The following is a 12206-nucleotide window of genomic DNA, read 5'->3' on the forward strand; positions in this document are numbered from 1 at the left end:
TGCGACGCGCCCCCTAAGCCGGGTACGGGCTGGCCGCGCTTGACGACCGGCCGGGCCAGGGCAATCGGGGGCAATCGCATGAAGATCGGACTGATCGGAGCGCTTGGATGGATCGGATCGGCGCTGGGGCGCGCCCTGCTCGATCGCGGGCTCGTCCCGGCCGATCATCTCACCGTGCTGATCCGGCGCGGGGCGCAGCCCGACTATCTGGGCCAGGCGGCGGTGCATTGGGCGGCCGATGTGGCGGAGCTGGTCGAGCGCTCCGATATCGTCATCGTCGCGGTGCGCCCGCAGGATTGGCCCGCGCTGCGGCTGCAGGCGCCGGGGCGGCTCGTGATCTCGGTCATGGCGATGGTGCCGCTGGCCGAGCTGGCGGGCTCGGGCGGGCGGATCGTGCGCGCGATGCCCAATGCGCTGGCCGAAGAGCGGCGCTCCTATTCGCCGTGGTTTGCCGGACCCGGGGTCACCGCGGCCGACAAGGACATCGTGGCGCGGATCCTGGGCTGCATCGGCGACAGCGACGAGATGACGTGCGAGGCGCATCTCGACGTGATGGCGGTGCTGCCCGGCTCGGGGCCGGCCTATCCCGCGCTGATGGCCACCGCCCTGCTGGACTTCGCCCGCGCGCAGGGCCTGCCCGAGGCGGTCGCGCGCCGCGCGGTCGAGGCGATCGTCTGCGACGGCGGCGCGATGCTGAAGGGGCGGATCGAGACGGCGCCCGATCTGCTCGCGACCTTCCGCGACTATGCCGGGATCACGGCGGCCGGGCTGAACCGCGCCGACGAGGACGGCTTTTCCGGCGCGCTGCAAAGCGGGCTCGCCGCGGCACTGGCACGCGGCCGCCTCCCCCCGGGATGACCTCTGTTGCAAAGCCGGAGGGCTTCTCTATGACTTCGGACATGACCGAGGAGATTCCCGAAACCGGCTGGCGCGGCTCGCGCGATGTCTGGCTCGACGCGGCCCATGAGCTGCTGATCGAGAGCGGGATCGATTCCGTGCGCATCCAGCCCCTGTCGAAGCGGCTCAGAATCGCGCGGACCAGCTTCTACTGGCATTTCAAGGACCGCGAGAGCCTGCTCACCGCGCTCGCCGAGCGCTGGGTCGGGCGCACCTCGGAGGGGATGATCGCCGCCTGCAGCGCCTTCGCCGAGACCGAGGCCGAAGCGATGCTGAACGTCATCGGCGCCTTCATCGGCGACAAGGCCTTCGACAGCCGGCTGGAATTCGCGATCCGGTCCTGGGCGCTGCAGGACGCGGGCATCATGGCGCGCCTGCACACCGAGGACGCCCGCCGCATCGCCGCGCTGATCGAGATGTTCCACAAATGGGGGCATTCGGACATCGACGCGCAGACGCGCGCGCGCACCGTCTATCTGACGCAGATCGGCTATATCTCGATGCAATTGCAGGAAGATATCGCCCTGCGCATGGCGCGCATTCCGGCCTATGTGCAGATCTTCACCGGCGTCGAACCCGCCCCGCGCGAGATCGCCCGGTTCCACGCGCAGCACGATTTCAGCCCCGAATAAGCCCCCCGCGCGCCCCTTCCCCGGGGCGGAACGGGGCGCTCAGGCGCGCGCCGCGGCCGCGACCTGCGCGATGTGATGCGCGACCATGAGGTCGAGATGCGCCCCGCCGCCATTCTTGAACAGGGTGATCTGCTCGGCCGAGCTGCGATGCACACCGCCGGGCGCCAGCAGCGCATAGAGATCGCCGCGGATATGGTCGCGCGGGATCGCCCCCGAGGCGATCGGCGCCATCACATCGCCGATGCGGTCCATGACGGTGCCCATGAAATCCACATAGACGACGGATTTCGCGACGAGCGCATCGTCGGATTCCCGCATCTCCGGGGTGAAGGCCCCGACCAGATCGACATGGGTGCCCGGCCGCACCCAGTCCCCCGGCAGGATCGGGTCGCGCGCCATCGTCGCCGTCGAGATGATATCGGCCCGTCCCGCGCTTTCGGCGGCTTCGGTCGTCGCGCTCACCTCGGCGCGCAGATCGCCAAGCCTCTCGACCAGGGCCTCGGCCTGATCCGGGCGGCGCGACCAGATCGCGATCTGCGCGAGCCCCGGGAAAGCGGCGTCATAGGCGCGCGCCAGGGTCTCGGCCACCGCCCCTGCCCCCATGATCAGCAAGCGGCGGCTGTCCGGCCGCGCCAGGCAAAGCGCCCCGAGAACGGAATCGGCGGCGGTCTTGTACTGGGTGACCAGCCGGCTTTCGATGATCGCCTGCACCGCGCCGAAATCGGGATCGTAGAGCAGCACCGCCCCCTGGACCGAGGGCCGGTCGAACCGGGCGTTGCCGGGGAATATGCTGTCGGCCTTGACCGCGAAGCCCAGCCCCTCGATATGCGCCGCGCGCGTCAGCAACTGGCCCTGGGCGCCCCCCAGCAGGATGTCGCCCTGTTGCGGCGGGGGGCACCGATGCCCGTGCCGCAGCGCCGCGATCACCCCCGCCCAGCTCAGGAGCGCGACGTTCTCGTCATAGGTCAGTATCGTGGCCTGCATGAAAGACTTCCTTTTCCCGAGAACGGAGAAGACGGGATCGAAGCCGGGGCAAACCGCCGGATCCCCGGGCCGGCCGCATCCCGTCGGCAGGCCCATCGGCACCGGCTTATCGCGCGCCGCGCCGGTTTGTCCAGCCATGCGCCCGGCCGCTGGCCGCCGCCGATCCCCGGCGCGGCGCGGCGCCCGGCTCAGCGCGCCCCGCCCTGCGACGGCACCCGCCCGGCCCCCCGCCGGCGGTATTCCTGCGGCGGCAAACCGAAATAGGCCTTGAAGGTCTTGCAGAAATGAGCGGCGTCACAAAAGCCGACATCAAAGGCGATTTCGGTGACCGTCCGGCGATGCCCCAGAAGCTGTTCGCGCGCCGCCAGCATGCGGATCTTGCGCCAGAAGGCGGCGGGCGAGCTGTTCAGATCCTGCAGGAAGGCGCGGTTCAACTGCTGCCGCGAGGTGTTCAGGGATTTCGCGAGGGCGGCGATGGAACAGGGCGAATCCAGTCGGAATTCCATCACCTGCACCGCCTCGATCGTCAGCTTCGACGCCGCCTCGAGCGCCTCGGCATATGGCTTCGCCTTCAGCGTGATGCGCGTCTCCTCCGGCTTGAACAGGAGATAGTTCAGCGCCTTGCGCGCGCGGCCGCTTTCGCTGAACCGGGCGATCAGATGCGCGGCGACCTCGATGGCGACGACGCTGCCCGGGCAGGTGATGATATTGCCGTCGATGACGTAGTTCTCCGTCGAGACCGGCTGCGTCTTGGGAAAGCGCTCGACGAAACTGCCCAGCACGTTGAAATGGGTCGCGCACCGCCGCCGGTCGAGCAGCCCCGCCTCGGCCAGAACCAGACTGCCGGTGCACAGCCCGACGATCGGGATGTTGCGCGCCGCCGCCGCGCGCAGATAGCCGTGAACCTCGGGCAAGACCTCGGGAAGACTGCGCAGGAGCCCCCCGCAAACCACCAGGCAGCCATATTCGGCCGGATCGTCCAGCCTGCCCGTGGCCAAGAGTTCGAGCCCGCAACTGGCCCTGAGCGGCGCCGGCCCCGCCGGAATGAAATCCCAGGCGAAATGGATCTGGCGGCTCTCGTCCTCGCGGTCGGCGGCCAGGCGGAGCGCGTCGGTGAAGCTCGCCATCGGGGTCAGGGTGAAATCCGGGCAGAGCAGAATCCCGACCCGCAGATAGGGCGCCTCGACATGTTGGGCGGATTGGGCGGGGGCGCTGATCGGCTGGACGGGGGTCATGCGGGCCGGAAATCGTCATCTCTGATCCAGACGTTATGTGGAATGTATCAAAACCACAATCTGAAATCTGCGCAGGCGATAGCATCACCGCTGACCGAAACCCAAGTGGATTGCCCTGCGCGATGCTCTCAAATTCCTACCCCAAACTGTTCGAGCCCCTGCCGCTGCGCCACAAGGTGCTGCGCAACCGTGTGAACTTCGGCGCGCATACCGCCAACATGGCCGAAGACGGCCTGCCCGGTGCGCGCCATCTCGGCTATTACCTCGAACGCGCGCGCGGCGGGGCGGCGATGATCGTGGTGGAGCCGATGCCGGTTCACGCGACCGCACGGCTGACGCGCGGGAACTTCCGTCATGGCGACGATGCCGTGATCGACGGGTTCCGGCGGATCACCGAGGCCTGCAAGGCCGAGGGCGCGGTGATGATCCATCAGCTCTATCACGTCGGCCAGCACGGCGATTACGACCTCTCCTATCGCGAAAGCTGGTCGCCCTCGGGGATGCCCTCGTTCCACGATGGCGACGGCAGCCACCGGATGAGCGAGGCCGAGATCGAGGAGACGCTCGAGGCCTTCGTTCAGGCGGCGCTGCGCGCCAGGGCCTGCGGCTTCGACGGGGTGGAGCTGTTCGGCCCCTACAATTCGTTGCTCGAACAATTCTGGCTGCCCTGGACCAACCGGCGCGACGACCGCTGGGGCGGCAGCTTCGAGAACCGGATGCGTTTCACCACGGAACTGACCGCGCGCATCCGCAAGGCGGTGGGCGAGGAGTTCATCCTCGGCATGGCGGTCAGCGCCGATCCCTCGGTGAAGGTGGCGATGACCTCGGAGCTGTTGCAGGAGGTCTGCGAATGGCATGACCGCCGGGCGCTCGTGGATTACATCAGCTGCGGCACCGGCAGCTATTTCGACCATTCCGCGGTGATCCCGGGCTTCCTTTATGCCGACAAGCTGGGCGCGCCCTATGCCGAGGCGCTGAAATCGGTCTGCAAGCACACGGTGATCCAGGCGGAAAGCCATGTCCGCACGCCCGAGAACGCCAATGCCGTAATCGCCTCGGGTCAGGCCGACATGGTCAGCATCGTGCGCGGCCAGATCGCCGATCCGCATTGGGTCGCCAAGGTCGCGGCCCAGCGCGACGCCGATGTGCGCCCCTGCATCTCCTGCAACCAGATGTGCTGGGGCCGGCGCTCGCGCGATTACTGGATCTCCTGCCTCGTGAACCCCTCGGCGGGGCGCGAATTCGAATGGGGCGGCGACAGCTTCGCCCCGAGCGACGCCCCGCAAAGCGTTCTCGTCGTCGGCGGCGGCCCCGCCGGCCTCGAGGCCGCCCGCGTCGCGGCCGAACGCGGCCACAAGGTCACGCTGCTCGAGGCGGCGCCGCAACTGGGCGGCCAGTTCCGTCTGGCCGGGCTGCAACTGCGCCGCGAGCAGATCCTCGATCTGATCGGCTGGTACGAACGGCAGCTGGAGCGGCTCGGCGTGACCGTCCATCTGAACACCCCCGCCGATGCCGAGGACGTCGCCGCCCATGGCGCCGACCGGGTGATCGTCGCGACCGGCTCGCAGCCGACCGGCACCGGCTTTCAGCGCGCGGCGCCCGAGATCGACGTGATGCCCGGCGTCGCGCTGCCCAATGTCTGCTCGGTCGAGGAGGTGCTGACACGCGCGGCCAGGCTCGGTCCGCATGTGGTCCTGGTCGACGACACCGGCGACTGGCGGGGCCTCGGCACCGCGCTGGAAATTTCGGCGCGCGGCCATCGGGTGACGATCGTCACCGGCTGGGCGCAGCCGGGCTATTTCCTGCGCCGCACCGAAAGCGACAAGCCCGCCCGTGCGCGGCTGAAGAAGGCCGGCTCGAGCTGGGTGACCGAAAGCGCCGTGACCGAATGGACCGGCAGGGGCGCGGTGATCCGCAGCCTTCTGGACGGCCGCGAGACCTTCCTCGAGGCCGACACGCTGGTGCTCGCCACGACCAACACCGCGGATACCTGGCTCCATGACGACCTTCTGAGCCAGGGCGGCGCGGCGCGCCCCGATCTGATCGGAGACGCCTTGTCGCCGCGGCTCGCCGTCGCGGCGATCTACGAAGGCCGGGTGCTCGGACAATCCGTCTGAGCACCGCAGACCACCCATAAAACAAACGAAAACAGGGAGATAAAAATGGAAGCTTCGGAACGACTGACGCGCATCCTCGCCGGCAAACAGCTCTCCCGGCGGGGGTTCATGCAAGCCGCGCTGGCACTCGGCGTGAGCACCGGCGCCGCCTCGGGCCTCTGGACGCGGGCACAGGCGGCGACGCCGCAGCGCGGCGGGCTGCTGCGCGCGGGGCTGATCGGCGGATCCTCCTCGGACTCGCTCGATCCGACCACCTTCAACGACACCTTCATGATCTCGGTCTCGCATGCGATCCGCAACCATCTGATCGACGTCGGCTATGGCAACACGCTGGCGCCGGCGCTGGCGGAAAGCTGGGAATCCTCGCCCGATTCCAGGGTCTGGCGCTTCAGGCTGCGCCGCGGGGTCGAGTTCGCGAACGGCAAGTCGCTGAGCGTCGAGGACGTCATCGGCTCGCTCAACCTGCATCGCGGCGAGGCCAGCAAATCGGGGGCGAAGGGGCTGTTTTCCAACGTGACCGACATCTCGGCCGATGGCGGCGACACGATCGTCATCACGCTGGAAAACGGCAATGCCGACCTGCCCTATGTGCTCACCGACTATCACGTGGCGATCGTTCCAGTGGTCGACGGCAAGGCCGATGTGACGACGGCGACCGGCACCGGCCTCTACCAGCTCGAAAGCTTCGAGCCCGGCATCAGCGCCCGGCTGATCCGCAACCCGAACGCCTGGCAACAGGGCGATCTCGGCCATTTCGACGAGGCGATGATCTATGTGATCGCTGACAATACCGCGCGGCAGAACGCGCTGCTCAGCGGCGAGGTGGATGTCATCAACCGCCCCGAGCTGAAACTGGCCAAGCGCCTTGGCGCGGCGCCCGGTGTCCGGGTCGAAACGGCGCAATCGAACCTGCATTACACGATGCCGATGCAGATGGATGTCGGCCCCTTCGACAATGCCGATTTCCGCATGGCGATGAAATACGCCCTGAACCGGCAGGAATTCATCGACAAGATCCTTTACGGCTTTGGCACGATCGGCAGCGATCATCCGATCGGCCCGGGCTTCCGCTTCCACGACCCCGCGATCACCGCCGCCGAATACGATCTCGACAAGGCGCGCTATCACCTGGAGAAATCGGGCCTCGGCACGCCCTCGGTCACGCTCTCGGCCGCCGATGCGGCCTTCAACGGCGCGGTCGATGCGGCGGTGCTGCTGTCGGAAAGCGCGGCGCAGATCGGCGTGAACATCACCGTCGCGCGCGAGCCGAACGATGGCTACTGGTCGAATGTCTGGCTCGCCAAACCCTGGTGCCTGAGCAACTGGGGCTCGCGCCCGGTCGAGGATCTCATCCTCTCGATCGCCTATCTCTCCTCGGCCGAGTGGAACGAAAGCCACATCCGCCTCGAACAGCTCGATCAGCTGATCGTCGCCGCCCGCGCCGAAAGCGACGAGGCGAAACGCCGCCAGCAATACAGCGACATCCAGTCGATCATCGCCGCGCAGGGCGGCTCGCTCGTGCCCGCCTTCGCGCAGGAGGCGATGCTGCTCTCGGATGGCGTCGCGACCAATGGCCAATATGGCGGCGGCTGGGAGATGGACGGCGGCCATTTCATCAAGCGTTGGTGGAAAGCCTGATGTCGCGCCCGGCCTCCCCCCGGGGCCGGGCCTTTCCGCCGCCCCCCGCCAAAGATGCGGTCGGGTTCCAAACGCCATGGCCAGCAAGACAGGAGACAGCCGGTGTCCGTGATCTGGTGGATGATACTGCGCAGGCTGGGCTTTGGCCTGGTGACGCTCTTCGTGATTTCGGTCGTCATCTTCGGCGCGACCGAGATGTTGCCGGGCGACCTGGCGCATAACATTCTGGGGCAATCCGCGACGCCCGAGACCGTCGCCGCATTCCGGCACGAACTCGGGCTCGATCTGCCCGCGCATAGGCGCTATCTCGACTGGCTCCTCGGCGCGCTGCACGGCGATTTCGGATCGTCGCTCGCCAACCGGCGACCGGTCGCCGACCTGATCGCGACGCGCCTCGGCCATACGCTGTTCCTCGCGGTCTATGCGGCGGCAATCGCCGTGCCGCTGTCGATCGCCCTCGGCCTCGCCGCGGCGCTGTTTCGCAATTCGATCTTCGATCGCACCTCGAATGCGGTCGCGCTGACGGCGATCTCCTTTCCCGAGTTCTTCGTCGGCTACATCCTGATCTTCCTGCTCGCGCAGACCGGCCTCTTTCCGTCGATGGCGCGGATCGACCCCACGACCACGCTGGCCGAGGCGCTCTATCGCGCCTTTCTGCCCGCGCTGAGCCTGACGCTGGTGGTGAGCGCGCATATGATGCGGATGACGCGCGCTGCGATCATCAACCTGCTCGCGCTGCCCTATATCGAGATGGCCCATCTCAAGGGCATCCATCCGATGCGGATCATCCTGCGCCACGCGCTGCCCAATGCGCTCTCGCCGATCATCACCGTGGTCGCGCTGAACCTCGCCTATCTGGTGACCGGCGTCGTCGTGATCGAGGTGGTCTTCGTCTATCCGGGGCTCGGGCAGCTCATGGTCGACAGCGTCGCCAAGCGGGATTTCCCGGTCGTGCAGGCGATCTGCCTGATCTTCGCGGCGGCCTATGTGCTGCTGAACCTGACCGCGGACGTGTTGGCGACGCTGTCCAACCCCCGTCTCGTGCATCGGAAGTGAGCCCCGGATGACCGTTTTGACCTTCCTTTTCTGGGGTGCCGCGACCGTCATCGGGATGCTCGGCGCGGGCTGGCTCTTTCGGGCGCTGGCCGGGGCGATCCTGCCCGGACCGATGGCGCGCGGCATCCGCAGCGCGCCGCTGACCGCGAGCCTCGGCCTCCTGGTGATCGTGATCTATGTCCTGGCCGCCGTCTTCGCACCGATGATCGCCCCCTTCGCCGAGCGCGAGATCGTCGGCGATCAGTTCCTGCCCTGGGATGCGGTGCATCTGCTCGGCACCGACAGCCTCGGGCGCGACATGTTCACCCGGCTGATCTTCGGCGCGCGCAACACGGTCGGGATCGCCTTTGCCACGACGCTTCTGGCCTTTTCGGCTGGCTCGATCCTCGGGCTTCTGGCGGTGACGATCGGCGGCTGGCTCGATCAGGCGCTGAGCTGGCTCGTCGACATCCTGATGTCGATCCCCTCGCTGATCTTCTTCCTGCTGCTGCTGACGATCTTCGGCACCTCGATCGCCACGCTGATCCTGGTGATCGCGACGGTGGATGCGACGCGGGTGTTCCGGCTGGCGCGGTCGGTCGGGGCGAATATCGTCGTGCTCGACTATATCGAGGCGGCGCGGCTGCGCGGCGAGGGGCTGTGGCGGCTGATCACCCGCGAGATCCTGCCCAATGTCATGGCGCCGCTGGTCGCCGAATTCGGGCTGCGGTTCTGCTTCGTCTTCCTCGCCATCTCGGCGCTGAGCTTCCTCGGCGTGGGCATCCAGCCGCCGCTGGCCGACTGGGGCGCGATGGTGCGCGAGAACGCGGCGCTGATCACCTTTGGCGACATCACGCCGCTCTTGCCGGCAGGCGCCATCGCGATGCTGACGCTGGCGGTCAATTTCGTGGTCGACTGGATGCTGCATCGCGCCAGCGGGCTCAAGGAGTGAGGTCATGAGCACAGATAAATCCGCCAAGCCGATCCTTCTGTCGATGCGCGGCGTCGAGATCGAGGGGCGCACCGAAGAGGGCTGGAAGCCGATCATCAAGGGGGTCGATCTGACCCTGCGCCGCGGCGAGGTGCTTGGCCTGATCGGCGAAAGCGGGGCGGGCAAATCGACGCTGGGGCTGGCCGCGATGGGCTATACCCGCGGCGGGTGCCGGATCTCGGGCGGGCAGATCGACTTCGACGGGATCGACCTGCGCGCGGCCTCCGAGGCGACAAGGCGCGACCTGCGCGGCCGCCGCATCGCCTATGTCGCGCAATCGGCCGCGGCGAGTTTCAACCCCGCGCATCGGCTGATCGACCAGTTCTGCGAGGCGCCGGTGCAACATGGCACCAGCGATCGCGCGACGGCGCGGCAAAGCGCCATCGACCTTTATCGCCGGATGCATCTGCCCGATGCCGGGACGATCGGCTTTCGCTATCCGCATCAGGTCTCGGGCGGGCAGTTGCAGCGCGCGATGACGGCGATGGCGATGGCCTGCCGCCCCGATCTGATCATCTTCGACGAGCCGACGACGGCGCTCGACGTCACGACGCAGGTCGAGGTGCTGGCCGCGATCCGCGAGGTGGTCGAGCAATTCCAGACCGCGGCGATCTACATCACCCACGACCTCGGCGTGGTGGCGCAGATGGCCGACCGGATCAAGGTGCTGCTGCGCGGCACCGAGGTCGAGGAGGCCGACACCCGCAGCATGATCGCCGCCCCGCGCGAGGATTACACCCGATCGCTCTGGGCGGTGCGCAACCATGCGCGCGCCGAGAAACCGCTGGCGGCGGACGCGAAACCGCTGCTCGAATTACGCAACGCCACGGCGGGATATGGCGGGCTCGACATCGTCAAGGATGTCAGCCTGAGCTTTCACGCCGGGCGCACCGTCGCCGTCGTCGGCGAAAGCGGCAGCGGGAAATCGACGACCGCGCGGATGATCACGGGGCTGCTTCCGCCGCGCCGGGGCGAGGTCTGGTTCGACGGCGCCCCCCTGCCCCTCGACTACCGCAAGCGCACGCGCGCGCAGCTGCGCCAGATCCAGATGATCTATCAGATGGCCGATACCGCGCTCAATCCGAAGCTGCGGCTGCGCGACCTGATCGGGCGGCCGCTGCAGATGTATCTCGGGCTTCGGGGAAAGGCGCTCGATCGGCGGATCCGCGCGCTGCTGGATCTGATCGAGCTCGAGCCCGCAGGGTTCATCGACCGCTTCCCGGGCGAATTGTCGGGCGGTCAGAAGCAGCGGATCGGCATCGCCCGCGCGCTGGCCGCCGAGCCGCGCCTCATCATCTGCGACGAGGTGACATCCGCGCTCGACCAGCTCGTGGCGGAAGGGATCTTGCGGCTTCTCGAGCGGCTCCAGAGCGAGCTCGGCCTGAGTTACATGTTCATCACCCACGACCTCTCGACGGTCCGGGCCATCGCCGACGACGTCGTCGTCATGCGCCGCGGCGAAGTGCTCGAACAGGGGCTGAAGCGGGACGTCTTCCAGCCGCCGCATCATCCCTATACCGAGCTGCTCCTCTCCTCCGTCCCGGAGGTCGATCCCGACTGGCTGACGCAGCGCATGGCAAAGCCCGTCTGACGCGGCGGGCGCCCCGGCGGGCGCCCTCAACCGGTCGACGGGCGCGCCGCCTTGATCGAGCGGTTGAACTTGGTCGGCGCGACGCCGAAGCGGGCCCTGAAGCTCTTCGAGAAATGCGCGACCGAGCCGAAACCGCAGGACAGCGCCACCTCGATCAGGCTCATGTTCGTCGTCGACAGCAGATTGCGCCCGCGATCGAGCCGCAGCCCGCGATAGTAATCGCCCGGCGTCTCGCCCGTCACCGAGACGAACATCCGCTCGACATGGCGCCGCGAGAACCCCGCCGCGCGCGCCAGTTCATCGAGCGGCAGCGGATCCTCGATATGTTCGGCCATCAGATTGGCGACCCGCAAGAGCCCCGGGTTGCGCGACCGGATCAGCACCGACATCGAGCTGCGCTGCTCCTGTTCGATGCCGACCATCACCTTGCGCAGGCACATTTCCGAAACCATCGCCGCGAATTCCGCGCCGTGATCCTCGGCGATGAGCGCCAGCATCATGTCGGTCGAGGCCGCGCCGCCGCCACAGGTCATCACCCCGTTCGACACTTCGAAACGGTTGACGGTGGGGGTGAGCGTCGGGAATTCCTCGCAGAAGGCAGGCTGGTTTTCCCAGTGCAGCGTGAAGCGGCGCTCGCCCAGCAAACCGGCCGCGGCAAGCGACAGGGCGCCGGTGCAAATGCCGCCGACCGCCCCGCCGAAACGGGCGTGGCGCGCGATTGCGGCGACGACCTTCGGGCTCGCGGCCGCCCTGGGCGGATTGCCCGCACAGACAAAGATCGGCGTGCCGCGATCCACCGGCCCGAGCGGACCGTCGACGCAAACCGAAATGCCCGACGAGCTGGCGACCGGCTCTCCCGTTTCCGACATCAGCCGCCACCGGTACAGCGGCTGCTGCGCCAGCTGGTTGGCAATGCGCAACGGATCGACCGCCGAGGAAAAGGCGAGCAGCGTGAACCCCGGCACCAGAATGAAAGCATAGGCGCGCGTCGGCCGCCCCGCCGGAAGCGGGAAATACGCGGCGCCAAGCGGAACGATGGGATCGTTGCCGGTCATGCTGTCCTTCATGCTGTCGAGCATTGCCAAT

At 67.8% G+C, this 12206-nt stretch carries 10 protein-coding genes; 7 read left to right on the forward strand and 3 right to left on the reverse strand.

What is annotated here, in order from left to right:
* The first annotated feature begins 78 nt into the window (after positions 1–78).
* Both AB7U46_RS07145 and AB7U46_RS07150 read left to right on the forward strand, forming a co-directional pair.
* On the forward strand, positions 79–858 hold the full coding sequence (locus tag AB7U46_RS07145) for a pyrroline-5-carboxylate reductase family protein (RefSeq protein ID WP_428336264.1): 780 nt from the start codon (positions 79–81) through the stop codon (positions 856–858).
* 41 nt (positions 859–899) lie between these two features.
* The gene (locus AB7U46_RS07150; protein WP_428336265.1) at positions 900–1529 is read left to right on the forward strand and encodes a TetR/AcrR family transcriptional regulator; all 630 of its coding nucleotides are present in this window, start codon (positions 900–902) and stop codon (positions 1527–1529) included.
* 39 nt (positions 1530–1568) lie between these two features.
* On the opposite strand, the gene AB7U46_RS07155 is transcribed toward AB7U46_RS07150, so the two are convergent.
* Positions 1569–2513 carry an ornithine cyclodeaminase family protein gene (locus AB7U46_RS07155; RefSeq protein WP_428336266.1) on the reverse strand — a complete coding sequence of 315 codons (945 nt, stop codon included), beginning with the start codon at positions 2511–2513 and terminating at the stop codon, positions 1569–1571.
* 188 nt (positions 2514–2701) lie between these two features.
* A complete protein-coding gene (locus AB7U46_RS07160; protein WP_428336267.1) occupies positions 2702–3748 on the reverse strand; it encodes a GlxA family transcriptional regulator in 1047 nt (348 codons plus the stop codon).
* A gap of 122 nt (positions 3749–3870) precedes the next feature.
* Here AB7U46_RS07160 and AB7U46_RS07165 point away from each other — a divergent pair, with 122 nt between their 5' ends.
* The 5 genes from AB7U46_RS07165 to AB7U46_RS07185 all read left to right on the forward strand — a co-directional run bounded on the left by AB7U46_RS07165 (position 3871) and on the right by AB7U46_RS07185 (position 11120).
* On the forward strand, positions 3871–5865 hold the full coding sequence (locus AB7U46_RS07165) for an FAD-dependent oxidoreductase (RefSeq protein WP_428336268.1): 1995 nt from the start codon (positions 3871–3873) through the stop codon (positions 5863–5865).
* A 45-nt stretch (positions 5866–5910) separates the two neighbouring features.
* Positions 5911–7503 (forward strand): ABC transporter substrate-binding protein, encoded by a 1593-nt coding sequence (locus AB7U46_RS07170; RefSeq protein WP_428336269.1) that lies wholly within the window; start codon positions 5911–5913, stop codon positions 7501–7503.
* Between the two features lie 102 nt (positions 7504–7605).
* Entirely contained in the window at positions 7606–8559 is a 954-nt protein-coding gene (locus tag AB7U46_RS07175) for an ABC transporter permease (RefSeq protein WP_428336270.1), read from the forward strand.
* Positions 8560–8566: 7 nt separating this feature from the next.
* Positions 8567–9490, forward strand: coding sequence for an ABC transporter permease (locus AB7U46_RS07180; RefSeq protein WP_428336271.1), 924 nt, complete (start codon positions 8567–8569; stop codon positions 9488–9490).
* 4 nt (positions 9491–9494) lie between these two features.
* Positions 9495–11120: an ABC transporter ATP-binding protein gene (locus AB7U46_RS07185; RefSeq protein ID WP_428336272.1), complete on the forward strand. Its 1626-nt coding sequence runs from the start codon at positions 9495–9497 to the stop codon at positions 11118–11120.
* A 26-nt stretch (positions 11121–11146) separates the two neighbouring features.
* On the opposite strand, the gene AB7U46_RS07190 is transcribed toward AB7U46_RS07185, so the two are convergent.
* Positions 11147–12199, reverse strand: a complete 1053-nt coding sequence (locus tag AB7U46_RS07190) for a GlxA family transcriptional regulator (protein ID WP_428336273.1) — start codon at positions 12197–12199, stop codon at positions 11147–11149.
* Between the last annotated feature and the right edge of the window lie 7 nt (positions 12200–12206).

It is taken from the genome of Paenirhodobacter sp. (assembly GCF_050177655.1).
Lineage (GTDB): Bacteria > Pseudomonadota > Alphaproteobacteria > Rhodobacterales > Rhodobacteraceae > Rhodobacter.

Excerpts from the sequence above, each read along its gene's own strand:
- AB7U46_RS07165 (WP_428336268.1), top strand. The coding sequence starts at position 3,871 with ATGCTCTCAAATTCCTACCCCAAACTGTTCGAGCCCCTGCCGCTGCGC.
- AB7U46_RS07160 (WP_428336267.1), bottom strand. The coding sequence starts at position 3,748 with ATGACCCCCGTCCAGCCGATCAGCGCCCCCGCCCAATCCGCCCAACAT.
- AB7U46_RS07145 (WP_428336264.1), top strand. The coding sequence starts at position 79 with ATGAAGATCGGACTGATCGGAGCGCTTGGATGGATCGGATCGGCGCTG.
- AB7U46_RS07180 (WP_428336271.1), top strand. The coding sequence starts at position 8,567 with ATGACCGTTTTGACCTTCCTTTTCTGGGGTGCCGCGACCGTCATCGGG.
- AB7U46_RS07170 (WP_428336269.1), top strand. The coding sequence starts at position 5,911 with ATGGAAGCTTCGGAACGACTGACGCGCATCCTCGCCGGCAAACAGCTC.
- AB7U46_RS07155 (WP_428336266.1), bottom strand. The coding sequence starts at position 2,513 with ATGCAGGCCACGATACTGACCTATGACGAGAACGTCGCGCTCCTGAGC.
- AB7U46_RS07190 (WP_428336273.1), bottom strand. The coding sequence starts at position 12,199 with ATGCTCGACAGCATGAAGGACAGCATGACCGGCAACGATCCCATCGTT.
- AB7U46_RS07185 (WP_428336272.1), top strand. The coding sequence starts at position 9,495 with ATGAGCACAGATAAATCCGCCAAGCCGATCCTTCTGTCGATGCGCGGC.
- AB7U46_RS07150 (WP_428336265.1), top strand. The coding sequence starts at position 900 with ATGACCGAGGAGATTCCCGAAACCGGCTGGCGCGGCTCGCGCGATGTC.